Source organism: Glaciecola sp. 2405UD65-10 (assembly GCF_048820975.1).
Classification (GTDB): Bacteria; Pseudomonadota; Gammaproteobacteria; order Enterobacterales; family Alteromonadaceae; genus Glaciecola.
Map to the genome: position 1 here is coordinate 530,290 of NZ_JBMEUF010000002.1, position 25,439 is coordinate 555,728.

Genomic DNA, 25,439 nt, shown 5'->3' on the forward strand with positions numbered 1-25,439 from the left:
TTATAGCGAAGGCTCTGGCACACGCACATTGCCTTCCATAAGCACTCTGGCGCTTCTGCTCATGCTAACTTTGGCCACTTGCCATTTGCCCTCTTCTTGTATTGCTTGAGCCCCCACTTTTAAGGTACCCGAAGGATGCCCAAAAACCACCTCACTTCTATTACCACCACCGGCGGCCAAGTTAACTAGGGTACCCGGTATTGCGGCGGCGGTGCCAATAGCCACAGCTGCCGTACCCATCATTGCATGATGCAATTTACCCATTGATAAAGCGCGTACTTGTAAGTCAATTTCACTGGCATCAACCGCTTTGCCACTTGACGTAACGTACGATTGCGCTGGCCCAACTATGGCTATTTTAGGCGTATGTTGGCGCGCCTGTGCTTCTTCAATATTCGCTATTAAGCCCATTTTAAGTGCGCCATGAGCGCGTATAGTCTCAAACTTAAGTAATGCTTGAGCGTCATTATTGATATCATCTTGAAGTTCACACCCGGTGTACGCTAAGTCTTGAGCGCGCAGAAATATTGTGGGAATACCCGCATTAATAAAGCTTGCATCAAAAGTACCTATACTCGGCACCTCTAGTTTATCGACTACCTTACCAGTGCATAGCACGCCACTGCTGTCGTCATCTGAATCGGCTGGGTCTATAAAGTCAATTTTGACCTCGGCGGCAGGGAATGTTACGCCATCAAGCTCAAAGTCACCGGTTTCCTGCACGCAGCCGTTGCTTATAGGCACATGCGCTATAATGGTTTTACTGATATTTTTCTGCCAAATTTTTACTTCAAAAATACCATTTTCGGGTAAAATATCTGCCGGCACTAAGCCGCTTTCAATAGCAAAAGAACCTACCGCAGCACTTAAATTGCCGCAGTTTCCACTCCAATCAACAAATGCTTTGTCTATAGCAACTTGGCCAAACAAATAGTTTACATGGTGCCCCGCCTGAGTACTTTCACTCACAATAACCACTTTACTGGTACTGGAAGTAGCGCCGCCCATGCCATCGGTGTGCTTGGCGTATGGGTCAGGGCTGCCCACTACGCGAAGCAGCAGTTGGTCACGGTAGTCACCCGCCTGCTGCGCGCGTTTGGGTAAGTCATTTAAGCTAAAGAATGTGCCCTTACTTGTGCCACCACGCATATACGTGGCGGGTATTTTTATTTGCGGTGCGTGCGTGTTTGTCATGGCTATGCCTCGTTTGCGAGGAAGTCATCAGCAAAGCGTTGCAGTACACCGCCCGCTTCGTAAATAGACACCTCTTCCTGGGTATCAAGCCTGCAGTCAACTTTCACCTTAAGCTGTTCACCATTTGCTTTGTTAATCAATAAGCTTAGCTCTGCACTAGGTGAGCAATCACCTTGAACGTCAAAGGTTTCAGTCCCGTCAATACCTAAACTCACGCGGGTCACGCCCGGTTTAAACTGCAGCGGTAACACGCCCATGCCAATTAAGTTAGTGCGGTGAATTCGCTCAAAACCTTCCGCCACTATGACCTCAACGCCAGCTAAGCGAACACCTTTAGCGGCCCAGTCGCGTGAAGAGCCTTGGCCGTAGTCAGCACCGGCAACAATAATGAGGGGCTGTTTGCGCTGCATATAGGTTTCAATGGCTTCCCACATACGCATGTTTTCACCCTCAGGCTCAACACGGGCAAATGAACCTTGCTTCACATTACCGTTTTCATCACGTACCATTTCGTTTTGCAGTTTAGGGTTGGCAAACGTAGCGCGCTGAGCCGTTAAGTGATCCCCGCGATGAGTAGCGTACGAATTGAAATCTTCTTCAGGCAAGCCCATTTTCGCTAAATATTCGCCCGCTGCAGAGCTTGCCATAATTGCGTTAGAAGGTGATAAGTGATCAGTAGTGATGTTGTCACCCAATACCGCTAACGGTCGCAAACAACTTAAGCTGCGTTTACCCGCTAAAGCACCTTCCCAATAGGGTGGACGGCGAATATACGTGCTCATTTCACGCCAGTCATAAAGTGGGCTACCTAGGCTTTTACCCGCTTCTTTAACGGCGAACATTGGCTCATACACTTTTCTAAATTGCTCTGGTTTTACTGACTTTTTCACCACTGCATTTATTTCTTCGTCAGTTGGCCAAATGTCTTTTAAAGTAATTGCTTTGCCATCTTTATCAAATCCTAGGGCATCTTTTTCAATATCAAAACGGATGCTACCGGCAATTGCGTAGGCAACAACTAACGGCGGTGATGCCAAAAATGCTTGGTCAGCATGTGGGTGAATACGCCCATCAAAATTACGATTACCCGACAATACCGCTGTACTGTATAAATCGCGCTCGGTAATTTCTTTGGCTATTTTCGGGTCAAGCGCACCACTCATGCCATTACACGAGGTACATGCAAAGGCCACAACACCAAAACCTAGGCTTTCCAATTCAGGCAACAGTTCAGCTTCTTCTAAATAAAGTTTCACTGCTTTTGACCCAGGTGCTAAAGATGTTTTCACCCAAGGTTTGCGGGTTAAACCTAATTTATTCGCGTTGCGCGCAATAAGCCCTGCTGCAATCATGTTGCGTGGGTTACTGGTATTAGTACAGCTCGTAATTGCCGCAATAATCACTGCGCCATCGGGCATTTCGCCATTTGTTGAACCGTAGTCGCCAGTAAGGCCACGCTTACTTAAATCACTAGTGGGTAAGCGATTATGCGGGTTAGACGGCCCCGCCATGTTGCGGCCAATTTCCGATAAATCAAAGCTTAAAGTACGCTCGTATTCAGCGCCTTGCATTTCAGTGGCCCAAAGTCCAGTCTTTTTCGCGTAAGCTTCAACTAGCTTAACTTGCTCATCACTGCGGCCAGTTAAGGTTAAATAATCAATAGTTTGCTCATCAATATAGAACATAGCTGCGGTTGCCCCGTACTCTGGGGTCATGTTCGAAATAGTAGCGCGGTCACCTAAAGTAAGGTGTTTCGTGCCTTCGCCATAAAACTCTAAATACGATGACACCACTTTTTCATTGCGTAAAAATTCTGTTAGCGCCAGCACTATGTCAGTTGCTGTAATGCCTTCTTTAGGTTTACCGGTAATTTCTACGCCAATAATGTCAGGTAAACGCATGTACGAAGCACGCCCTAGCATAACGCTTTCAGCTTCAAGCCCACCTACACCAATGGAAATAACCCCTAGTGCATCAACCATTGGGGTGTGGCTGTCAGTACCTACTAAGGTGTCTGGAAAGGCTACGCCATCACGGGTTTGCACCACCGGCGACATTCTTTCTAAATTAATTTGATGTAAAATACCGTTGCCTTGTGGAATAACATCCACATTTTCAAAAGCGGTTTTACACCAGTTAATAAAATGAAAGCGGTCTTCATTTCTGCGGTCTTCAATTGCGCGGTTTTTCTCAAATGCATTTTTTTCAAAACCCGCATGCTCAACAGCGAGTGAATGGTCAACCACCAACTGTGTAGGCACCACTGGATTTACCTTACTTGGATCACCTCCTTTTAGTGAAATTGCATCACGTAAGCCTGCTAAATCCACTAGAGCTGTTTGCCCTAAAATATCATGACAAACTACTCGCGCAGGGAACCATGGAAAATCAAGATCACGCTTGCGGTAAATAAGCTGTTTTAACGCGTCGGTAAGTTGCTCTGGATCGCATTTACGCACTAAGTTTTCCGCTAGCACTTTTGAGGTGTACGGCAGGCTAGCATATGCGCCTGGCTTAATTTCATTTACTGCAAGTTCGGTATCAAAGTAATCTAAGCTCACGTTTACATTCGGATCGCTAAACGCTTTTCTGTATAAGTAGTTCATCAGTATTGCCTTGTTTATTAACGCTGGCGCTTAAGCGCGCTCAGCCATGTCTTCTACACTACGCAAATCTTCACCTGTATAGTCAGCAGATGGGCGAATAATACGGTTGTCAGCACGCTGTTCCATTACATGCGCTGCCCAGCCGGTTAAACGTGACATAACAAAAATAGGCGTAAATAATTTAGTCGGTATGTTCATGTAGTTATAGGCTGAAGCATGGAAAAAATCAGCGTTACAGAACAAGCCTTTTTCACGCTTCATTACGGCTTCACAACGAACCGATACTTCGTATAGGTTGTCGTCACCGTATTCACCCGCTAACTTATGTGACCAGCCTTTAATAATTTCATTACGTGGGTCTGATTCAGAATATATAGCGTGGCCAAAGCCCATAATCTTTTCTTTGCGCTCAAGCATGCCCATCATTTCTTGCTCAGCATGATCAGGGTTTTTAAAGCGTTCAATCATATCCATAGCAGCCTCGTTTGCGCCGCCATGCAATGGGCCTCGTAAGGTACCAATAGCGCCGGTAATACAAGAATGCATATCAGATAAGGTAGAGGCGCACACACGAGCGGTAAATGTAGATGCGTTAAATTCATGCTCAGCATAAAGAATAAGAGATACATGCATAACTTGCTCATGCAGTGCACTTGGCTTTTTGCCATGTAGTAAATGCAAAAAGTGCGCGCCAATAGAGTCATCATCAGTGGCTACGTCAATGCGAACGCCTTCGTGCGAGAATTTATACCAGTAACAAATAATACTAGGGAAACACGCAAGCATGCGGTCAGTTACGTCAGACTGCTGGCTAAACTCAAGTTCCATTTCTAGGTTGCCTAGCATAGAACAAGCGGTACGCATTACATCCATTGGATGCGCGCTTGCAGGAATACGCTCCAATACTTCTTTCAATGCTTGTGGTAACTCACGCTGAGATTTTAAAAGTGCTTTATAGCTAGCTAACTCGTGTTCGTTTGGCAGTTTACCTTTAAGAATCAAATACGCCACTTCTTCAAACTGGCATTTTTCCGCAAGCTCTTTTACGTCGTAACCGCGGTAAGTTAACCCTGAGCCTGAAACCCCTACTGTTGAAAGTGCCGTTTTGCCCGCTACTTGACCACGTAATCCTGCACCACTTAGTACTTTAGCCATTTTATGTCTCCAATTCTGTTATGTGTGAATATATTCTGTCGTTAGGTCTTTCTAGTCTTTGTCTTTTGCGAACAAGGCATCTAATTTTTGTTCGTAATCGTGGTAACCCAGGTAGTCATACAAATCCATACGCGTTTGCATGGTGTCAACTACGGCTTTTTGATCACCATCTTTTAAGATGTGCTGATACACATTTTCTGCAGCTTTATTCATTGCTCTAAAGGCGCTTAGTGGATAAAGCACCATGGCTGCGCCCCACTCACCTAATTCCGCTTTGTTCCATAATTCTGTTTGGCCAAACTCAGTGATATTAGCCAAAATAGGCACATTAAGCGCCTGACTAAACGCTTCATAATGAGCTTGGGTTTTTATCGCTTCTGCGAAAATGCCATCGGCACCTGCTTCTACATAGGCTTTCGCACGCTCAATGGCTTTATCTAGACCTTCTTGTGCAAATGCGTCAGTGCGCGCCATAATGAAAAAGTCAGGATCGGTACGCGCATCTACTGCGGCCTTAATGCGGTCAACCATTTCTTCTGTGCTTACAATTTCTTTATTTGGGCGATGTCCACAGCGCTTTTGCGCTACTTGGTCTTCCATATGCACTGCCGCTGCGCCCGCTTTTTCCATATCACGAATTGTTTTTGCAATATTGAAAGCACCGCCCCAACCTGTGTCAATATCAACGAGTAAAGGTAGGTCGCAAGCACTGGTAATGCGCTGAACATCAACTATTACATCATTTAAAGATGTCATGCCTAAGTCAGGCAATCCATAAGATGCATTGGCCACGCCGCCGCCCGATAAATAAATAGCTTGATGACCTATTTCTTTCGCCATCATGGCGCTGTAGGCATTAATGGTGCCTACTATTTGTAAGGGCTGGTTGTTGCGTAATGCTTGTCTAAATTTTTTGCCTGCACTCATAAGTTTATGGTCCTTAGTTTGTGTTCAATGTTATTTCTTGAATAAGCAATGTGCCGGCGCATAAGCATTTCGGCTAGTTCTTCATCGCGGTTGGCTATTGCTTTTACTATATTTTGATGTTCTTCAAAGGCGGTAGTTACACGGGGGCCGGCCATACCTAACTGCACTCGATACATGCGTACCAAGTGATAAATATTATTCATTAGCATGCTAATAAGGTGCTGGTTGTGGCTACCTAGTACAATGCGGTAGTGAAAATCTACATCGCCTGCTTCTTGGTAATACGATTGAGAGTCTTTTACTTTCTCAAAATGGCGGCGAAGTAAATCGCTAAGGGTATCTATTTCGGATTGGCTCATATGTTTAGCCGCCAAGCGAGCAGCCATACCTTCTAGTGATTCACGCACTTGGTATAACTGTATTAATCCATTATGGCTTAAGGTAACTACGTTGGCGCCTACGTTTGCTTTGCGTTCAACTAAGTTAACATTCTCAAGCCTATTAATAGACTCACGAATAATCGCGCGGCTAACTTGATATTTAGTCGACAATTCAGATTCAACTAATTTACTCCCTGACGCAATTTCACCCTCTACAATATCTTTACGCAAGGCGATGAATGTCTTGTCTGCAGAGGTAATGGGCGTTTCGAGCATAGGAGTCATAGCTTTACCTGATTCGTTGAATGAGTAAAGAATATAGCCCCTTTGTCGACAATTATCAAATAATAAGGGTGAATTTGCCCTAATACTTCTGGGTTATATAGATATTGTCGACAACTTGGTGTTCGGAGAATTTATCGTGAGGCGGCCTCTACATATGCAAGGGCCGCAAGTAAAAGTGGGTTATTCGTTTGATTCGCTAGGCGATTTAAATTTTCATTTCTTTTAAACCAAATTCAAAAAAGCCGCGACTTATTTAATGAATACACTAAATTTTGCTTTTTTTGACCAAGTACGCTTAAAGACTAAAAGTATAAGCCATTGAAAATAAAGCCATAATTAATTGGCATTGAAATTGATACTACGTAGTCAAACTGGCTTGTAAGTACAAGCTAATCAACTAAATTAAAAATAGTTACGCACAAGGATCTAATTATGACACGCCATGTTAAAACACCTGTTTTTTTGTTCATTACCGTATTTTTAAGCGCAATAATGTTAAGTGGTTGCATCATTCATGTAGGTGCAAGTACTGCTAAAGCCGATTATCAAATAGGGGATGACTACTCTACCGTTAATAAATCGCTCACCATTGATGAAGGCAAAACCGTGGGAGATGTGTCGGCTGTAAACGGAAGCCTTACAGTTAAAGACAATGTAAGTGCTGAAGACATTTCTGGCGTTAACGGTAGCGTCAGTATTGGTAAAAATGTTTTTGCGGAATCTGCTACTACCGTTAATGGTAGGTTGCGAGCACAGTCTAACTTTGTGGTAGCTGAAAATGTAAGTTCAGTGAACGGCGGTATTTTCTTAAATCCTAATAGCACTGTGGGCGGAAAGCTTGAAACGGTAAATGGCCAAATAGATTTAGACGGCGTACATGTTAAAAAAGACATTGTAAGCGTTAGCGGAAACATTCACTTAAGCGGCAACACGCATGTAGAAGGCAATATTGTATATCAGTGGAATAAGGGAAACTCCAATTACAACAATCGCCTGCCACTACTTAAGATTAGTGAAAGCGTGAAGCTTGATGGAAATATAATATTAGAAAGACCGGTAGATCTGGTATTGAAAGATGAAAGTTTAAACAGCAAAGTTATTCGTAATTATTAATTTACTCAGTTTGGACTAGCTCCCTAGTCTATTGTCGTTGCAGCAACGGCACAAAATATTGTGCCCGCGCTGCTTTTTTTATTTCCTATGGGCTAACCAAGTCTTTACTTAGCATTATGTCTTTGATTTCTTGAATACTTGCTGGATCATCAATAGTTGACGGAATAACGAAATCTTGATTATCAGCAATTTGTCTTAGTAACTTACGAAGTATTTTGCCTGACCGCGTTTTAGGAAGGCGTTTTACAATTACCGTTCGCTTAAAGCACGCAACCGCACCAATGGCTTTTCGCACCATACCTGCCACTTCATTTTGTAGGTCATTTTCGCTAATTTCAATACCATCTTTTAGCAGTACTAAGCCTACCGGCACTTGGCCTTTTAAGCTATCTTGAATACCTATTACGCTGCACTCCGCAACTGCGGGGTGTGATGCTAGCACTTCTTCCATTTCACCCGTTGATAAACGATGGCCGGCCACGTTAATTACATCGTCTGTTCTACCCATAACAAATAGGTAGCCATCTTCATCAATGTATCCTCCATCACCCGAGCTATAGTAGCCGGGGTATTCGCTCAAATACCCTTCGTTGTAACGCTCAAAGTCGCCCCAAATTGTGGCTAAGCAACTTGGCGGCAAAGGTAATTTCAAAGCAATTGCGCCTTGTGTGTTGGCAGGAAGCGGATTTCCTGCACCATCAAGAATTTGTACATTAAAGCCCGGTACAGGCTTAGTTGATGAGCCAGGCTTGGTGGGTAAATTTCCAAGCCCTACCAAATTTGCGCAAATTGCCCAACCTGTTTCAGTTTGCCACCAATGATCAACCACCGGCTTACCCGTTTTTTCAACCGTCCATTCGTAGGTAGGCGGGTCTAGCCGTTCACCCGCCATAAATACAGTTTGCAAACTGTCAATGTTGTACTGCTTAAGTAAGTTTGCCTCAGGATCTTCTTTGCGAATCGCTCTAAACGCGGTGGGTGCAGCAAAAACAGCTTTTACCTTGTATTGTTCAATTACGCGCCAAAATGCGCCAGCGTCAGGGGTTCTAACGGGTTTACCTTCATACATTATGGTAGTGCATCCATGTAGTAAGGGTGCATAAACAATGTATGAATGCCCCACTACCCAGCCCACATCTGAAGCTGCCCAAAATACATCACCTGCTTGCATATTATAAACAGCACTCATGCTGTATTTTAACGCCACAGCGTGCCCCGCGTTATCGCGCACTACACCTTTTGGTTTGCCTGTAGTGCCAGATGTATACAAAATATATAGTGGGTCTGTACCAGATACTGCCACGCACTCGGCTTGCGGCGCACTTTGTACAGCTTCGCTCCAATCTATGTCACGGCCCACTTGCATTGATGCTTGGCATTGCTCTCGTTGCAGCAGAATAACTTTTTCGCATTTATGCGATGCAATTTGAATGGCTTCATCAACCATTGGTTTATATTCAATAATACGGTTGATTTCAATTCCACAAGACGCCGTTACCAATAAGCTTGGTTTTGCATCATCAATACGTACAGCAAGTTCATTTGCAGAAAAACCGCCAAATACCACCGAGTGAATCGCGCCTAAGCGAGCAGTGGCAAGCATGGCGATTAAGGCTTCGGTAATCATAGGCATGTAAATAACAACCGTATCTCCTTTGCTCACGCCCTGCTCACTTAGCAAGCCGGCAAAACTGGCTACTTTGTCGAGTATTTCTTGATAGGTAAATTGCGCTTGCACGCCAGTAACAGGAGAATCATAAATGACAGCAGTTTGATCACCGCGGCCTTGTTCAACATGGTAGTCAAGTGCCATGTAACATGTATTCATTTGGGCATCGGCGAACCAACGTTGTATGCCATTTTCGTCGGTTGACAAGATTTCCTCAGGCGCTTTGAACCACGGTAAATCTTTGGCTTTTTCACCCCAGAATAACTCAGGGTTTGCTACCGATGCATCGTATTCTTGCTGATAGGACATAATTTTCACGCTCTTTTGCTAAGTAAAATGTGCTCGCACATAAAGTTAAAAACAAGCCCTGCTTGGCGCTAAATTCACGCTTCCAGGAAGTTTATTAACTTGTTAATTGAGTTAACTTACTTATTACAATAGAACATTTTTGTTTGGTGCGTTATGCGACTTCTGGCGTATTCACGTAAAGTCACACCGCATACAATTCAATTACATTATTGATATTAAAGGGGTTTTAACCCAAAGCTTCGCGTTTGATAAATTTTATTCTTCTAAGTACAGCTACGAACAACATAAACATTAATGCAACACTGCTCATAGAACCACCGCCGCTGTCGCCACTTTCACTGTCGCTAGTAGTACTGCTTGAATCTGAATTTAATACGGTTAGCTCAGTGGTGATGGCTACTTCTTTTGTTCCATCTGACACTCTTACCTGAAACTCAATGGTTTGATCACTCTCTACGCTGGGAGCCGTGAAACTTATTTGTGAACTAGTCGCACCACTTAAACTTACCTGAGGCCCTGAAATTTGTGTCCATTGAATTTGCAGGCTGTCGTTATCATTGTCACTGGCTTGTACCGACAGATTAATGTTTGAAGCTTCCTCAACAGTACTACTATGAGCAACAAAGCTTACTTGAGGTGCATTATTACTGTCTCGAACACTTACGCTTACATTAATAGTTGATGTATCTCGGCCGTCATAAACCTCTAATTTAAATAGCAAATTTTCTGAATTGTTTACTTCTGGCGCAACAAAGGTTAATAAGGGGGTGGTTGTTTCGCTCAAAGCAATCGGGTACCCGCCTATTTGCGTCCAATAGTAGGTAAGTTCATCGTCTTGAACATCAGTCGTCAGAGATGCATCAATCCTCACTTCCTCACCCTCTGTTACTGTGGTTTGCCTGTTTACGCTAATCAAAGGCGCGGTATTAGCTAGTTCACTGGCTAAAACACCTGGGTCTTTGATAATACCGTTCGCTTCAAGGTCAGCGTCATTTGGTCCGCCGTCTTGAATCAACAATTGAATGCATGAGTCACCTTCATTCAAGCCTGATAAGTAAAGGCTTGAATCAATGCTAGGGCAATTGCCATCACTGTCGAAAGGGGCAGAATAAATAGCGTTTTCGCTATTTTCTACAAAGGTAAACCACCCGTAAGAACTGTTATATTTTCTATAAACGGCATCATTAGGAATAGTGCTGCCAGTATCTAAAGGAATAACTACAGCCACGCTTTGCCCAGCGTAATCTAAATTTTCAATATTAAAAGTATGTATGCTTTGTATCGCTTCAAAGTGAACATCATCAGCAAGGCTTGTTTGTTCACCCGTTTCGCTACCATAATTAGCTATATCGGCCATGCTTACTACGCTACTGCTAGCACTAGCGCCGTCGGCTATTCTTGCAATGTCGCCTACGGTTAGTTCATAACCAATTGAGGTGGTAAGTGGTTGCTCACTCACGCCTGTTGCCAATATATACGGGTTCGCATTATCATCTAAATAATTAGGTATGCCATCTTGGTCACTATCTGAGTACCCTTCAATGGCATCTGACATACCATCAAAATCACTATCAACTGAACTTGATAAGCTTGGTGCTTGAGCGGCAATCACAAGCGGAAATTCTATGGTAATACTGTAGGCAACAAAAGTGTTGCTTTCGCTTATAACCGCCTGTGCAATATAGGTTCCAGTCGAAAGGGAGCTAGGGTCAAACTCAAGTTCCGTACTTACTGTACTTAAATTTGTAAGGCTACCCTCTGCGAAAGACCAGCTCACCTCATGGCTATCATCAGCATTCACATCACTAATTTGTGCGATTAAACTCGCTACCCCTTGATCTTGGTATACAACGCTGGTAACTGCGGCATTTTGCTTAGCAACAATACTGGCAATAGGTGCATAATTGGTAGTATCAATTTCAATAGTTATGTCACTTGCATCACCTAGGCTCGCATTAACTGGGTTGGCTAAATTCACCGATACTAAATCACCCAGTGAAGCAGTTTGCGCTACATCTAACGTGAGCACTCCTGTTTGGCCCTCGTCAATTTCAAGTACGCCACTTAAAATGTTAGTAACAGGCCCTGCGAGTGTATATTCAAACGAAACGGGGTACTGCGGCGCTATGTCTGATAAGGTGAACTCAAGGCTTAGGCTGCTTCCCGGCGATGCAACAAGGTTTGTATCAACCACAAGCAAAGGAGCAATGTCTACAAACACTTCTAACATACTAGTGTTACCGCTGTTGTCAGTAGCACTTAAAATAACACTCTGGGCACCAGCACGAAGTTGAGAGGTAGTGATAATACTTGCATTTATATCACCATCAACTAAATCATTTGCACTTACACTTATGTCATAGCTTACATCGGTAAGGTAGCCTCTTGCATCAATTTCTATGGTGTCTATTTGCGGAAATTCAGGTGCCGTAGTGTCCACTACCGTTACAGTTTGCGTCAATTCACTCTGATTACCCGCAAAATCAGTAGCTGTCCAAGTCACTACGTTTTCACCTAAGGATAGGTAGCCTGAATAGTCACTGCTTAAGGTGGCGGCATTTAAATTACCATCTGAAACTCTTGGCTCGGTAAGTTCATAAGGCGTTAAGGTAGCCGTAGCTTCAATGGTAAAATCTGCAATATTATCAAGCACCGGAGCCGTAAAATCACCAATAGTTGCATTTAAAGGCTGCGCATCGTCTTCATCTACAATGCCATCGTTATCATCATCAACATCTGCATTGTTGCCTATGCCATCACCGTCGCTATCTATAGACTCAGCATCGGAAAATGGAAAAGCATCTACATCGTCAAGCACACCGTCATTATCATCATCAGTATCGGCGTTGTTGCCTATGCCGTCTTGGTCATTATCTAAAGTTTCCGTGGCATCAAAGGGGAAAACGTCTTCGCTATCAACAATGCCGTCGTTATCATCATCGCTATCAAGGTTGTTTCCAATGCCGTCAAGGTCATTGTCAGCCCACTCACTCGCATCAAGCGGGAACACATCATCAGCATCTACAAATCCGTCGTTGTCATCATCATCATCTGCGTTATTGCCAACACCATCATTGTCTAAGTCTTCTGTTTCACTCGCATCAAAAGGAAACGCGTCGTTTATATCAATTACGCCATCATTATCATCATCAATGTCAGTGTTGTTACCTATTCCATCAAGGTCATTATCAGCATGTTCATTTCTATCTAAGGGGAATAAGTCTTCTGAGTCCTCAATAGAGTCGCCGTCATCATCAGTATCAGTGTTATCACCTATGCCATCACCATCGGTGTCTAGGGTTTCATTCGCATCAAAGGGAAATGCATCAACAAGGTCTTCAACGCCGTCGTTATCATCATCTAGGTCAGCATTATCACCTACGCCGTCTTCATCAAAGTCGCTAATTTCCGTAGGGTCATTGTCAAAGGCATCAAATTCATCATCAACACCGTCATTGTCATCATCAAAATCCGCATTATTGCCAATGCCATCGCCGTCGGTGTCAAACCATTCGCCTACTGCGAAAGGAAAAGCATCTTCCGTGTCAATAACACCATCGTTGTCATCATCAGTATCAGCGTTATCACCAATTAAATCACCGTCGTAGTCACCTATTTCTGAGGCATCTAATGGGAAAGCGTCAAAGCTATCATCAAGGCCGTCATTGTCATCATCAAAATCCGCATTATTTCCAATACCATCGCCGTCTGTATCAAGGTATTCGCTGGCGTTAAATGGAAATGCGTCTTCAGTATCTGGAATATTGTCATTGTCGTCATCAGTGTCGGCGCTGTCACCTATGCCGTCATTATCGTTATCGTTGTAGTCACCTGAGTCTAAAGGGAAGGCATCATCTACATCTAAAATAGTGTCATTATCGTCGTCATCATCCGTGTTATTCCCTATGCCATCTTCGTCGGTATCGGTATCTTCTGTTGGGTCTCGCGGAAAGGCATCGCTTTCGTCAGGTGTGCCGTCATTGTCATCATCGGTATCAGCGTTGTTGCCTATGCCATCACCGTCACTATCAATGGTTTCTGTTGGGTCTAATGGAAATGCATCGCTAACATCTTGGCCGCCGTCATTATCATCATCTTCATCCGCATTGTTACCTATGCCGTCAGCATCAGTATCTACGCTTTCAGAGCTATCAAAAGGAAATGCGTCGTTTGAGTCTATTACGCCATCGTTGTCATCGTCAGTATCACTGTTATTACCTAAGCCGTCGTTGTCATTATCGCCATTTTCACTGCTGTCAAAAGGAAAGCTGTCTTGTGTATCTGGCACACCGTCATTGTCGTCGTCAGTATCAGCGTTGTCACCGCTGCCGTCGTTATCAAAGTCGGCGCTTTCGGTTTCGTCTAAAGGGAAGGCATCATTTGTATTATCAACGCCATCATTGTCGGCATCAATGTCTTGTTCATTTGCAATTCCGTCACCATCATAATCCTCAGGTGGAAAGTACGCTAAGTTGTTTATCCAATCGCCTTCTAAATTACTGGCACTGGCTTGCACTAAGGTGCTGTAGCCAAAATCAGTGCTGCCGTCTGAACTCGTATCTAGGGTGGCTAAAATAGCAGCATTGTTGTTTGATGAAGTTACTAGGCATTTGGTAAAGGCCGTATCGGTTTCACACGATTGCGCAATACTCGTGCCGTTAGAGAAATTAACGTTGACTATTTCAGTACCAGTATCGGGCACAAACCATATGGTGTATTGCTCTGTATCTTTTAAGGTAACATTCAGTAAACTCGTTTGTGAATTCCCAGTTTGGCTAAACGTAGCACTAGCGGTAACACTTGCATCAAATGCTACATCGTTGCTTAATTTTGCATGTGACACAAAAGGGTTAACTTGGGCTGCTACTAGCTCCTGCATGGTGTCGTAGATGTTGTTGGAGTTACCCTCAGAGTCAACAGGAATAATACCCGTAACAAACCAAATTCCAGCCGATTCACTTGAGCTTATTTGTGCGCTAAAACTTGTGCTATGAACATCATTAACGGAAAGCCAATCTGAATTTTGGCTAAATAGAACCGCTGAGCCATCACTCATATTTTCTAAATACAAATCACTTACTAGCGAAACCGAGTTCTCATCTTCAAAACTCAAATGCAAAGTAACAGTTTGAGTGCCCGCACTGGTATTAACACTGGCATTAGTTAACACTAATTCAGATAAAACCGGTGGGCTTGTTTCCTGAGCGAATACTATAGTGTGCAAACACAAGCTAAACATTAAGGCGATGAAAGATCGCCTTGTAATTACTGACATGAATATACTACCTACTAATTAACTGCGTTTTTTGCAAAACAGTTGGGAAATAAGTCTAAAACTGCAAAAAGCGCCTACGACTTGGCTTTCAATTACATCGGATTTATATCGAAAAGCTAAAGCGCTGTATAGAGGTAGAAAACCACCTTAAACGCACGAATTTTGTGCATTTACGCGCTATACCCTTGTTTCCACTTACTTGATCATCGTGATAATTAATGTGTATTTAATTCGTATATTTTGGAGGGTAAAGGCATGGAAAAACATACCCTTAAATTTACTATGTTTGCTTGACTTTGCGCCCGCCCTTTAAATATGTGGTTCTTGCAAAAAGTTGTTATTTACATACTCTACAAGCGACGTGTATTAGCGCAAATATGCATCATACTAGCTAGGGTTTGGTATACTCCGCTGTGGCGATTTGTTGTGGAAATAGCACTGAAATTCAGGCCAACACGCCGCCACCTAGCAAGTGCTTACTTACTGCATAAATTAACAAGATAGCTAATCTAGGAAATCCCAAAGCCCAGCATTGACTAAATCAGTAAGCAACAGTATAAACGCCTTAGCCTGTTCAGATTCACCCTTTAAGGTGTCATCGCTTAGATGCTTACGCTCAATGGTGGCATTGCTCAACATGAATTGTACCTCTTGAGTACAAAGTGCATCTATTGCAAAGGCGTCGCCGTCTATGAAAAATTCAAAAACCTTCGATTCTTCAATTGATTGCTCAGCATATATGGCGCGAAGGCCTGGTACACGCACAAATTCATCACCGTCCTGTAAATAAGCTAATATATCTTCCGCACTAAAAGCCTGCTCATCGAAGCGATTAAGCTGCTGGCGCGATAAATATTGCAATAATGCGCGCTTAGCTTGATCACTGTTTAATAATTCATTTAAGCCTTCTTTGAGGCGGGCTATTTCGTTTGAACTAATCTGTTCTGTTGCACTATTTGCGCTGCGTAAAGTGGCTATATCTGGGTCATGGTAGCGCTGCTGGTTCGTTTCAAAATCATCACTCTCATCAAGCATCCCATGCAAAACCTCAAGGTTGGTGGGGGCTCTAAAACCAATGGAGTAATTAATGCAATCTTCTAGTGCCACGCCATTGTGAGGATGCTTTGGAGGAATATAAACAGCATCACCGGCTTGAAGCACTTCATCAATTACCGGGTCAAAGCCAGTAATTTGCTTTAGTAACGGATGCGGCACTACTGTTTCAGCCTTACACGGCAAACCCACCTGCCACCTTCGCGTGCCCTTGCCTTGTACAATAAATACGTCGTATTCATCAGTATGAGGGCCTACGCCCGCCCCCGCGTTTGAAAAGCTCACCATTACATCATCAAAGCGCCAAGAAGGAATGAAGCGCACTTTTTCGGTGAACATACTCAGTTCATCAATGTACTTGTCAACGCCTTGGGCTAACAAGGTCCATTTACCAACGCACAAATCATCAAATGCAGCAAAGGGGCCTTGGCTCACTTGCCAAGCCCCTTCTGAATAAGACACTATTCGGCTATCAACCGTTTCTTCTTGTGCAAGCCCCGCTAAATCGTTTTCATCAATAGGATCAACGAAATTAGGGATAAAGTTACGCACAATACAAGGCTTTTTCTGCCAATACTCTGCTAAAAAAACGCTAGCGTCGAATTCGTGTATTATCATTATTGGCTGGCTGCCAAAGCTTGTTCTATGTCAGCAATTATGTCATCAATATGTTCAATACCCACTGAAATGCGAACCATATCTTCTGACACTCCTACACTGGCAAGCTCTTGTGCATTTAACTGGCGATGCGTGGTACTGGCTGGGTGGCATGCTAATGACTTAGCATCACCAATGTTGACTAAGCGCAACACTAACTGCAGAGCATCTATAAACTTAGACCCCGCCTCAATGCCGCCATTTATCCCAAAACTGATAATACCAGCCGCTTTACCGCCGCATATACGTTGGCAGGTGTCATGGTATTTACTACTTGGTAGTGCAGCGTAGTTTACCCAATTTACGGCAGTGTGGTTTTCTAGGTATGCCGCCACTTTTTCTGCGTTTTCGCAGTGGCGCTCCATTCGAAGTGATAACGTTTCTAAGCCCTGCATAATTTGAAATGCACTTTGGGCAGATAATGACGCACCAGTATTACGCAAAGGCACAACTCGGCATCGGCCTATGTACGCTGCTGCGCCCAATGCTTCTGTGTAAACAACGCCGTGGTACGATGGGTCAGGCGTGGTCATCATTGGGAAGCGCTTAGTATTCGCTGCCCAGTCAAATTTACCTGAATCTACGATTATACCGCCAATGGTAGTGCCATGGCCGCCTATGTATTTGGTTAGGGAATGCACCACTATGTCAGCGCCATAGTCAAAAGCCCGGCAAAGCACTGGGCTAGCAACCGTGTTATCTACAATTAATGGAACACCGGCGGCATGCGCTATTTCTGCCCAGCGCGTTAAATCAACTACGTTGCCAGCAGGGTTACCAATAGATTCACAAAAAAGTGCTTTGGTGTTTTCATCAATTAACGCGGCCAAGGCTTCGTAGTCATCGCCTTCAGCAAAACGCGCTTCAATCCCTTGGCGAGGAAAAGTATGAGCAAATAGGTTGTATGTGCCACCATACAATTGGCTTGAACTTACAATGTTAGAGCCAACATCAGCAATAGCTTCAATAGCGTAGCGAATAGCAGCCATCCCTGAGGCCACGGCAAGTGCGCCAATACCACCTTCAAGTTCGGTAAGGCGCTGCTCAAGTACCGCATTTGTAGGATTCATAATACGGCTATATATATTGCCCGGTACGGCAAGGTTAAATAAATCTGCACCATGTTGGGTGTCATCAAACGTAAATGACGTGGTTTGATAAATTGGCGTGGTGGCCGCTTTGGTAGTGGCTTCGCTAGTATACCCAGCGTGCAGAGCAATAGTTTCTGGTTTCATGTATTAGTTAAACCTTTTTTGTTAAGGGTTGCAAAAAACTCACACGCCAATAAATAATAGAAACATTTATTGGCGTGTTCATAAGTGCCTTCAGTACTACCTAGCAAGCACCAACTAACTTTATAACCCTTATATAAAAAGGGTTTATAATTCTTTCACACCCATATTGTATAAAGTAAACCCATAAATGTCAGCGTACTGCTCAATGGTTTTACTAATAGGTGTACCTGCACCATGCCCAGCATCGCTTTCAATTCGGATCAAGGTTGGTTTCGGGCCCGATTGCGCAGCTTGTAGTGCAGCAGCAAACTTAAATGAGTGAGCAGGCACAACGCGGTCATCATGATCAGCCGTGGTAACCAAGGTAGCGGGATACTCAGTACCTTCCTTCAAAGCATGTAAAGGGGAATACTTAAGAAGATACTCAAACATTTCTACACTTTGTTCTGAGGTGCCATAATCATAAGCCCAACCCGCACCAGCGGTAAATGTATGGTAGCGAAGCATATCAAGCACGCCTACAGCAGGCAGTGCAACAGCAGCAAGTTCAGGGCGCTGCGTCAATATGGCGCCAACTAATAAGCCACCATTTGAACCACCACGCAATGCTAATTTCTCACTGCTTGTATATTGCTTCTCAATTAAGTATTCAGCAGCGGCAATGAAGTCATCAAATACGTTTTGTTTTTGCATTTGTGTACCAGCATTGTGCCAGCTTTTACCGTATTCGCCACCGCCACGAATATTTGCTACGGCATATACACCCCCTAGTTTCAACCACGCGGCTACGGTCGAGCTAAAGCTAGGCGTTAAGCTAACATTGAAGCCGCCGTAACCATATAAAATGGTTGGGTTGCTGCCATCTAGTACGGTGTCTTTATGATAGGTGATAATCATAGGCACTTGAGTACCATCTTTAGAAGCATAAAACACTTGCTTAGACACAAATTGCTCAGGCTCAAAATCAACGCCTGGCTTTCTATACAAACTAGACTCACCCGAAGCTAAGTTGTATTCATAAATTGTAGTTGGCGTAACGTAGTTACTAAATGTGTAATACGCTTTGCTTGCGTCGTCTTTGCCACCGAAACCACTTGATGAGCCTACGCCTGGCAAGGTAATTTCCCTTACTTGCTCACCTTGTAAGTTGTACTGATAAACCTTTGAAATTGCATCCACCATGTACTCTGCAAAAATGTAATCACCGGCTGTATTTGGTGATAACACGTTTTCAGTTTCCGGGATAATATCTACCCAGTTTTCAGTTTGCGGGGCATTACCTTTAGCTAGTACCACACGGGACTTTGGCGCTTGGTAGTTAGTAACGAAATACAAATCATCGCCGCGGCTAGTAAGTAGATACACATCACCTTCTAACTCACTTTTAATGGTTACCCATTGCGCATCAGCTTGGCTTAAGTCTTTTAAATAGGCGCGGTTACCCGAGGTTGATTCAGCAGCAGAAATAAGTAAGTACTTACCATCTTCACTTACCTGAGCACCAATGTATCTGTGCTTTTCTGCATCAGTGTGGCCAAACACTTTAGCGTCATCACTTTGTGCGGTACCCACTTCATGATAATACACTTTATGTTGGTCAGTTTTTTCACTTAGCTCAGAGCCCTTTGGCTTGTCATAGCTTGAATAGTAAAAACCGTCATTTTTGTACCATGATAAACCGCTAAATTTAACATCAATTAAAGGCTCACCTATCATTTCCATGGTGTCTGTATTGATAGTATATACTTCGCGCCAATCACTTCCGCCTGTAGAGGTTTGGTACGCAGCTAAAGAACCATCTTTTGAAAATGATATGCCCGCCAGCGAAACGGTACCGTCATCACTGAACTCATTTGGATCAAGAAATACTTCTGGCTCACCATCGCCTTTCTGGCGGTAAACAACACTTTGGTTTTGCAAACCGTCATTTTTATAGAAATACGTGTATTCGCCTTCTATGAAAGGCGCAGATACTCGCTCATAATTGAGCAAAGTTTTCACCGTATCAGCAATTTTATCGCGATAAGGAATACGCTCTAAATATTGTTCAGTCACCGCATTTTGCGCTTTCACCCAGCTTTCTGTTTCAGCGCTTCTGTCGTCTTCTAACCAACGGTAAGGGTCTGCAACTTGCGTTTGAAAGTAAGTGTCAACTACGTCGCCCTTACGAGTTTCAGGGTAAGCGACTGTATCTTTGCTTTCGGCAACTTTATCTGCCATGTTTGGCTCCTCTGGCTTTGGCTGGCAAGCCAATAATAAGGTGGCTGCTGAAACCACAAAAACGCTCTTAAAAGAGCAAGCTTTTTTAGCTATTTTCATTGTATCGTCCGTCGTTATTTTGTTTTTTATTATATTTAGGGTTTTACCTTAACATACACGCTTGAATCATTCACAACTGCAATATCATATTGCAACTAAGCCCATATTTTCATTGCCTTTTAATGAATCCAATTAGGATAATGTGGTAACTTATCAGCAGTTAATGCAAAGTTCGAGCACCTATGAGTAATATATTAAAATTAAGCGCCCAACGCTACAAAGAATCTAGCCCTAGCAGTTCGCTAAGTAATTCATATGATTCCTTACTATTAGCCCTTGAAAGTGACCGTGGCAGAGTGCTCAATAGTGCAGCTGTAAGGCGTTTGCAGCAAAAGACCCAAGTGTTCCCACTAGAGAAAAATGCGGCGGTTAGAAGCCGCTTGACGCATTCGTTGGAAGTGATGCAAGTAGGCCGGTTTATTTCTCAAACTATTTGCCGTTTAGCCGCTGAAAAAATAAACGGTACAAATGATCAACAACATAGTGACGAACAAAGCGCATATAAAACAATCGAGAACTTAGGCCGCGCTCTAGAAACTACGGTTGAAATGGCCTGCGTGCTACACGATGTTGGTAACCCTCCTTTTGGTCATTTCGGTGAGCAAGCTATTAACCAGTGGTTTGAAGCAAATTTACTGCCCTTATATAAAAAACAAAGCAAGCAAGCATTAACTACGCAAGAACAAGACATAATGGCTGATGCCATGCATTTTGAAGGTAATGCACAAGCCATTCGCTTAGTTCACCACTTATTAGATTTGAATCTAACAAATAGCTTAGTTGCGAGCATACTTAAGTACACGCGTTGCGGGACTGAGCCTAAGCCTACAAGCAATAAGCCTTTATCATACTTAAAGAAAAAAGTAGGCTACTATTTTAGTGAAAAAGCTTTTGTTGAACAATTACAAGAAAGCTTAAATATACCTCATCAACACCGCCATCCTGCTACTTATATTATGGAAGCGGCCGATGATATTTCTTACTGCATGGCCGATTTAGAAGATGCCGTTGAAAAGGGTATTTTAAGTGTTGATGAATTAGTAAAGGCGCTTAAAGACGAGTATCAAGCCATTATCCAAAGCTTTGAACTAAATACGCTAGGCAATAGTTACGAAGATGCATCTATAGCGTCTAATGCACAATACAGTGAAGTAGATGGCCCTAACAAAATGGCGCACATTTGCGATCAAGCATATAGCGAGTTTGAGCAAGAAGATATTGTAAAAGTGAGTGCGTTTTTTATTAAGTTTCGCGTGAAAGTGGTGCATCCCTTAGTAGTGCATGCAAGCACAGTTTTTATTGATAACCTTAGCGCAATTACACAAGGTTCGTTCAACCAAGCCTTATTAGAAGATAAAAGCTACGCTCACGCTATATCAAAAACCCTTAAAAACGTAGCACTTAAGCACGTATTTTGTGTAGCAGAAGTAGAAACCGCCGAACTACAGGGATATCAAATTTTACAAGGTTTGCTGAATAAGTTTAGCGCATTGCTCATGCTAAGTGCTGATGAGTTTACGCAAGTGTGCACAAAGGGCGATTTTGCATTTCCCCTAGAAACTCGTTTAGTTAAGCGTATTGGTAAAAAACACGTAGCGCGGTATTTAAAAGTGGTACAAGAGCTAAGCAATAGTAATCAAGCGCTTGCAAGTGGCTTGTCATTTACTGCATTAGAGTTTTATTATCGCGCTCGGCTAATTCAAGACCATGTTAGCGGCATGACTGACCAATATTCCCTTGAAGAATATCGCACACTTATGGCCCTAGTTTAACAGCCGCTACTTGCGGCTTTGTTGATAAGCTTGGTAGTCAGGCACTCGGTAGTCATAAGTTTCTGAGAGCAGCGGTGATGAAATTAGGTAGTCAGCACTGCTTGGATTACAAGCCACAGGTATATTCCAAACCGCTGCAATTCTAAGTAGCGCTTTTACATCAGGGTCATGAGGCATTGACGCTAAAGGGTCCCAAAAGAAAATGAGCATATCGAGTTTTTGCTCGGCTATTTTTGCCCCTATTTGTTGGTCGCCACCTAAGGGGCCACTTAACAAGGGCTGAATTTCAAGCTGCGTAAATTCACTTATTTTCGCGCCAGTTGTGCCGGTAGCGTAAAGGCTATGTTGTGATAGTTTGTCTTTATGTTTTGCGCACCAATTGGTGAGTAATGGCTTCATATGATCATGAGCAACTAAGGCAATATTTTTACTGGCCTTGGCTTGAATGTGAATAAATTCCATAAATTTCCTGCTGTTAAGTGTGTTACGCGCTTACGTACCATCACAAAGAGTATGTAAAGCCAAATACTACTCAAAATCCATTATTTTACAATGAAACTTGTACATTACAGTGCTATCACCATAAACTTACAGCATAAGTACCCCGTAAGTTTAGCGTATAGAATGTTGTAGTCTGGAGGGTATAAAAATATTAGCTCAAATTAATGAGCATAGTCAGTGATTGGCTAAATTAATAATTACTTAAGCGTAAAACGGTTAGGCAACAGCTCACCTAATGTGCTTTCCCACTTTTTCTGCAAGCTATGGTCAAAGCATAAAACCGGTGCGTCTTCGTTATCAATAAACTCGCTTACTACCTGCCGGCATGCACCGCAAGGCGAAATGGCTTCGCTTTGATTAGATATTACATACAAGGCAGTAATATGCTTCATACCCTCAATAATTGCGTTTGAGATAGCAGAGCGTTCCGCGCACACCGTTAAACCGTAAGAAACGTTTTCAACGTTGACGCCAAAAGCAATGTGGGTTTCCCCATTTTGTATATATTCTACTGCCGCGGCTACCTGCACACCCGAGTAAGGGCTGTGTGAATGGCTTAATTTATCTTTCAAGGCCGCTAGTATATCGTCTTGCTTCATTAATTCTTTTCTCATAATTTGTTTTTCACTAGGTAATTTAAAGCGCCTTTGATGGCTGCCACTTGTGCTGCTATGCAAATTTCGGGGCTGGCACTGTCGCTGTCAGGGTAAACTTCGGTGGTGGTTGCGAAAGGCGCATTGGTAAAGCCCCCGCACAAGAATAACGAGGCTTTGTCATAGCAAATCACGCCTCTTGTAGGCACGCTCTGGCCTATAATTTTGCCATTTGCATCAGCAGGGGCAATGTGAGTAACTTTTTCTACTGCACTAATGACTGCTTCTTGGAAGTCTAACTGAGGGCTCGCTGTATTTGCAACTGTGTAAAACCCATCAGGGATTTCCCAATTGTCCATAGTAATGCCATCACGTGCAGCTAATGCAGGACGAAACTCTGAGTTGTCAGTATCGGTGGTTTCATGCAAGTCTATGTGGCATAAAAACTCAAATCCTTGTGATTTAACGAAACTCATAAGTTGCGTCGCTTCTTTGGAGCCGCTGGTTTCATAGAAAGAACGATTTGGATCAACGGCATCTACATTCCAGCGATTTATTGTTTCATATCCCCACGGGCTCACGCAGGGCACTATAACCAGGTTCACAAATTCGTTGTAAGCATGTGCATGCTCTAACAAAAATGTAATAGCTCCTTGAACACCGCTGGTTTCGTAGCCGTGTACACCGCCTGTTACCAACACACATGGCTTATTTTCTTGCCAGTTTGTAGTAGTAAATGCCCACAAAGGATAGCGCGCGCTATCGTAAGGCAATGCGCCGTAGTTATGCGCAGTAAATGCTTCAGACACGCCATCAAGCTTTGATAGTACTTCATCTTGATACGAACGATGTATGGTTTGTTGTTGAAGCCAAGCTTGCTTTTCGGTTGATGTCCAAGGTGTGCCTGGTTCACCTATAGGGTAATTGGAAGCGTTTTCTGACATGTGTCTGTCGCCTTTTTATTTGTTGTTGTCGTAAAGCGGCTTGTTACAGTATTGAAAGTATAGATCATTTTTGAGTTAAAATTTACAGAAATTATGTTTAGAAGTAAGTATGCTGATAGTTTAAGAAAAATAGGCGGGAAAATAAGCGATACAACCCCAAGCCACATGCTCAGGGTTGTTTTAAGGTTTTTACAATGAGCCCTTTTTATCTAGCTCAATTGCGTCATCAAGAATGCGCAATAATTCAGCGCGCGACTTAAGTTTTGTTTCGTAATGAGCGCGCATATCAAGTTTTGTCATGGCTTGCGCTATATATTGTACCGTTGCTTCAAATTCTTGCGGGCTAACAATTTTGTCAAGAAACCCAGCCATTACCGCATCTTCAGGATTAACCATTTCGGCAAGAATCACTGAACGATTAAAAAATACAGGGGCTAAACGCCCTCTTGCCAGTTCAACACCGGCATGGTGCATGCTCATACCAATGGCGACTTCATTTAGGCCTATCTTGAAATCACCTTCAACGCCAATGCGGTAGTCTGCACTTAGTAATAAAAAAGCGCCTTTTGCTACCGCGTGGCCCGAACACGCCGCTAGTACAGGAAAAGGAAATGACAATAAGCGGCGTGATAACTTTGAACCCTTTTCAACTAAAGCCATTGCTGACTCCATACTTTCGCGCATAACGCTTAAGTCAAAACCGCCAGAAAACATGCCGGTTTGACCGGTTAGCACAACCACTGCTTTATTTTCTTCGGCTTGATCAAGGGCGCTGTTAAGCTCATCAACAACTTGGTGCGATATTGCATTTACCTTGCCATTGTTAATCGTAATGGTAGCAACCTTGTTGCTAATGTTAGTGCTAACTAATGTGCTCAAAATGTCTCTCCTTTAATTGTGGGAAGCCTATGCTACGTAAATTATAGGCAATCATATATGAATATATAAAATCAACGAGAAGCTAAACACCAATCATCATTTTTTATATGTAATCACAGCCTATTTTATTATGCTTCTGGTGCTTCAACTTGTTCCCACAATTCAATTTTGATGTTATTTGGGTCTAATATCCAAGCAAATTTTCCATAGCCTTCATCGACCATATCGAGAATTTCAACATCACGGCTTTTAAGCACTTCTACAAAACCCTCAAGGTCATCAACTCTTAGGTTAATCATAAAGTTAGCCGTACTCGGTTGCATATATTTACTATCTTTAAAATGACTTATTAACGAATACGGTGACTTTCCTTTTTCTAAAGACCAATCAAATTGCGGGCCGTATTCACCGCCTATGCCTAATTTCTCTAAGTACCAGCGTTTGGTTTCTTCTGGGTCGTGGGCAACGTAAAATACACCACCTAATCCGGTTATTTGAGCCATAGTTATGTCCTTTTGTTAGTAAGCGTTTGTGTCGTTAATACAGCGCTCTATTGTAGAAACAAGAGCTGCA

17 protein-coding genes are annotated in these 25,439 nt (G+C 43.1%); 2 read left to right on the forward strand and 15 right to left on the reverse strand.

The genetic code is table 11. The features are described 5' to 3' along the window. Genes prpF through ACOI22_RS14500 form a run of 5 tightly spaced genes read right to left on the reverse strand, consistent with a single transcriptional unit; the run spans position 1 to position 6,547 of the window. On the reverse strand, positions 1 to 1,194 hold the full coding sequence (gene prpF / locus ACOI22_RS14480) for a 2-methylaconitate cis-trans isomerase PrpF (RefSeq protein WP_420672830.1): 1,194 nt from the start codon (positions 1,192 to 1,194) through the stop codon (positions 1 to 3). Between the two features lie 2 nt (positions 1,195 to 1,196). Then, positions 1,197 to 3,800, reverse strand: coding sequence for a Fe/S-dependent 2-methylisocitrate dehydratase AcnD (acnD, locus tag ACOI22_RS14485; RefSeq protein WP_420672831.1), 2,604 nt, complete (start codon positions 3,798 to 3,800; stop codon positions 1,197 to 1,199). A gap of 30 nt (positions 3,801 to 3,830) precedes the next feature. Continuing rightward, positions 3,831 to 4,955 (reverse strand): bifunctional 2-methylcitrate synthase/citrate synthase, encoded by a 1,125-nt coding sequence (gene prpC / locus ACOI22_RS14490; protein WP_420672832.1) that lies wholly within the window; start codon positions 4,953 to 4,955, stop codon positions 3,831 to 3,833. A gap of 51 nt (positions 4,956 to 5,006) precedes the next feature. Next, positions 5,007 to 5,882, reverse strand: coding sequence for a methylisocitrate lyase (gene prpB / locus ACOI22_RS14495; protein WP_420672833.1), 876 nt, complete (start codon positions 5,880 to 5,882; stop codon positions 5,007 to 5,009). Continuing rightward, complete coding sequence (locus ACOI22_RS14500) at positions 5,879 to 6,547, reverse strand: GntR family transcriptional regulator (RefSeq protein ID WP_420672834.1); 669 nt, start codon at positions 6,545 to 6,547, stop codon at positions 5,879 to 5,881. The genes prpB and ACOI22_RS14500 overlap by 4 nt, the downstream gene beginning before the upstream one ends. 432 nt (positions 6,548 to 6,979) lie before the next feature. On the opposite strand from ACOI22_RS14500, the gene ACOI22_RS14505 reads away from it, so the two are divergent. Then, entirely contained in the window at positions 6,980 to 7,660 is a 681-nt protein-coding gene (locus ACOI22_RS14505; protein ID WP_420672835.1) for a hypothetical protein, read from the forward strand. Positions 7,661 to 7,745: 85 nt separating this feature from the next. Here the strand turns inward: ACOI22_RS14505 and ACOI22_RS14510 are convergent, their stop codons facing one another. From ACOI22_RS14510 to ACOI22_RS14530, 5 genes are all read right to left on the reverse strand, one after another. Then, positions 7,746 to 9,638, reverse strand: a complete 1,893-nt coding sequence (locus tag ACOI22_RS14510) for a propionyl-CoA synthetase (protein ID WP_420672991.1) — start codon at positions 9,636 to 9,638, stop codon at positions 7,746 to 7,748. Positions 9,639 to 9,864: 226 nt separating this feature from the next. Beyond that, positions 9,865 to 14,913 (reverse strand): thrombospondin type 3 repeat-containing protein, encoded by a 5,049-nt coding sequence (locus tag ACOI22_RS14515; protein ID WP_420672836.1) that lies wholly within the window; start codon positions 14,911 to 14,913, stop codon positions 9,865 to 9,867. A gap of 504 nt (positions 14,914 to 15,417) precedes the next feature. Then, on the reverse strand, positions 15,418 to 16,584 hold the full coding sequence (locus ACOI22_RS14520) for a JmjC domain-containing protein (protein WP_420672837.1): 1,167 nt from the start codon (positions 16,582 to 16,584) through the stop codon (positions 15,418 to 15,420). Next, positions 16,584 to 17,858 carry an O-acetylhomoserine aminocarboxypropyltransferase/cysteine synthase family protein gene (locus ACOI22_RS14525; RefSeq protein WP_420672838.1) on the reverse strand — a complete coding sequence of 425 codons (1,275 nt, stop codon included), beginning with the start codon at positions 17,856 to 17,858 and terminating at the stop codon, positions 16,584 to 16,586. The genes ACOI22_RS14520 and ACOI22_RS14525 overlap by 1 nt, the downstream gene beginning before the upstream one ends. Positions 17,859 to 18,002: 144 nt before the next feature. Continuing rightward, positions 18,003 to 20,177, reverse strand: a complete 2,175-nt coding sequence (locus ACOI22_RS14530) for a prolyl oligopeptidase family serine peptidase (protein WP_420672839.1) — start codon at positions 20,175 to 20,177, stop codon at positions 18,003 to 18,005. 182 nt (positions 20,178 to 20,359) lie between these two features. Between ACOI22_RS14530 and dgt the strand changes: the two genes are divergently transcribed. After that, entirely contained in the window at positions 20,360 to 21,949 is a 1,590-nt protein-coding gene (gene dgt / locus ACOI22_RS14535) for a dGTPase (RefSeq protein WP_420672840.1), read from the forward strand. 6 nt (positions 21,950 to 21,955) lie between these two features. On the opposite strand, the gene ACOI22_RS14540 is transcribed toward dgt, so the two are convergent. The 5 genes from ACOI22_RS14540 to ACOI22_RS14560 form a co-directional block, all read right to left on the reverse strand. Then, positions 21,956 to 22,411 carry a methylglyoxal synthase gene (locus ACOI22_RS14540; protein WP_420672841.1) on the reverse strand — a complete coding sequence of 152 codons (456 nt, stop codon included), beginning with the start codon at positions 22,409 to 22,411 and terminating at the stop codon, positions 21,956 to 21,958. Positions 22,412 to 22,647: 236 nt separating this feature from the next. Further along, complete coding sequence (gene cdd, locus ACOI22_RS14545; protein ID WP_420672842.1) at positions 22,648 to 23,064, reverse strand: cytidine deaminase; 417 nt, start codon at positions 23,062 to 23,064, stop codon at positions 22,648 to 22,650. Further along, positions 23,061 to 23,987, reverse strand: coding sequence for a M14 family metallopeptidase (locus tag ACOI22_RS14550; protein ID WP_420672843.1), 927 nt, complete (start codon positions 23,985 to 23,987; stop codon positions 23,061 to 23,063). The genes cdd and ACOI22_RS14550 overlap by 4 nt, the downstream gene beginning before the upstream one ends. A gap of 189 nt (positions 23,988 to 24,176) precedes the next feature. Next, entirely contained in the window at positions 24,177 to 24,866 is a 690-nt protein-coding gene (locus ACOI22_RS14555) for a crotonase/enoyl-CoA hydratase family protein (RefSeq protein WP_420672844.1), read from the reverse strand. A 128-nt stretch (positions 24,867 to 24,994) separates the two neighbouring features. Continuing rightward, on the reverse strand, positions 24,995 to 25,369 hold the full coding sequence (locus ACOI22_RS14560; protein WP_420672845.1) for a VOC family protein: 375 nt from the start codon (positions 25,367 to 25,369) through the stop codon (positions 24,995 to 24,997). Positions 25,370 to 25,439 lie beyond the last annotated feature (70 nt).

Excerpts from the sequence above, each read along its gene's own strand:
- prpF (WP_420672830.1), bottom strand. The coding sequence starts at position 1,194 with ATGACAAACACGCACGCACCGCAAATAAAAATACCCGCCACGTATATG.
- acnD (WP_420672831.1), bottom strand. The coding sequence starts at position 3,800 with ATGAACTACTTATACAGAAAAGCGTTTAGCGATCCGAATGTAAACGTG.
- prpC (WP_420672832.1), bottom strand. The coding sequence starts at position 4,955 with ATGGCTAAAGTACTAAGTGGTGCAGGATTACGTGGTCAAGTAGCGGGC.
- prpB (WP_420672833.1), bottom strand. The coding sequence starts at position 5,882 with ATGAGTGCAGGCAAAAAATTTAGACAAGCATTACGCAACAACCAGCCC.
- ACOI22_RS14500 (WP_420672834.1), bottom strand. The coding sequence starts at position 6,547 with ATGACTCCTATGCTCGAAACGCCCATTACCTCTGCAGACAAGACATTC.
- ACOI22_RS14505 (WP_420672835.1), top strand. The coding sequence starts at position 6,980 with ATGACACGCCATGTTAAAACACCTGTTTTTTTGTTCATTACCGTATTT.
- ACOI22_RS14510 (WP_420672991.1), bottom strand. The coding sequence starts at position 9,638 with ATGTCCTATCAGCAAGAATACGATGCATCGGTAGCAAACCCTGAGTTA.
- ACOI22_RS14515 (WP_420672836.1), bottom strand. The coding sequence starts at position 14,913 with ATGTCAGTAATTACAAGGCGATCTTTCATCGCCTTAATGTTTAGCTTG.
- ACOI22_RS14520 (WP_420672837.1), bottom strand. The coding sequence starts at position 16,584 with ATGATAATACACGAATTCGACGCTAGCGTTTTTTTAGCAGAGTATTGG.
- ACOI22_RS14525 (WP_420672838.1), bottom strand. The coding sequence starts at position 17,858 with ATGAAACCAGAAACTATTGCTCTGCACGCTGGGTATACTAGCGAAGCC.
- ACOI22_RS14530 (WP_420672839.1), bottom strand. The coding sequence starts at position 20,177 with ATGAAAATAGCTAAAAAAGCTTGCTCTTTTAAGAGCGTTTTTGTGGTT.
- dgt (WP_420672840.1), top strand. The coding sequence starts at position 20,360 with ATGAGTAATATATTAAAATTAAGCGCCCAACGCTACAAAGAATCTAGC.
- ACOI22_RS14540 (WP_420672841.1), bottom strand. The coding sequence starts at position 22,411 with ATGGAATTTATTCACATTCAAGCCAAGGCCAGTAAAAATATTGCCTTA.
- cdd (WP_420672842.1), bottom strand. The coding sequence starts at position 23,064 with ATGAGAAAAGAATTAATGAAGCAAGACGATATACTAGCGGCCTTGAAA.
- ACOI22_RS14550 (WP_420672843.1), bottom strand. The coding sequence starts at position 23,987 with ATGTCAGAAAACGCTTCCAATTACCCTATAGGTGAACCAGGCACACCT.
- ACOI22_RS14560 (WP_420672845.1), bottom strand. The coding sequence starts at position 25,369 with ATGGCTCAAATAACCGGATTAGGTGGTGTATTTTACGTTGCCCACGAC.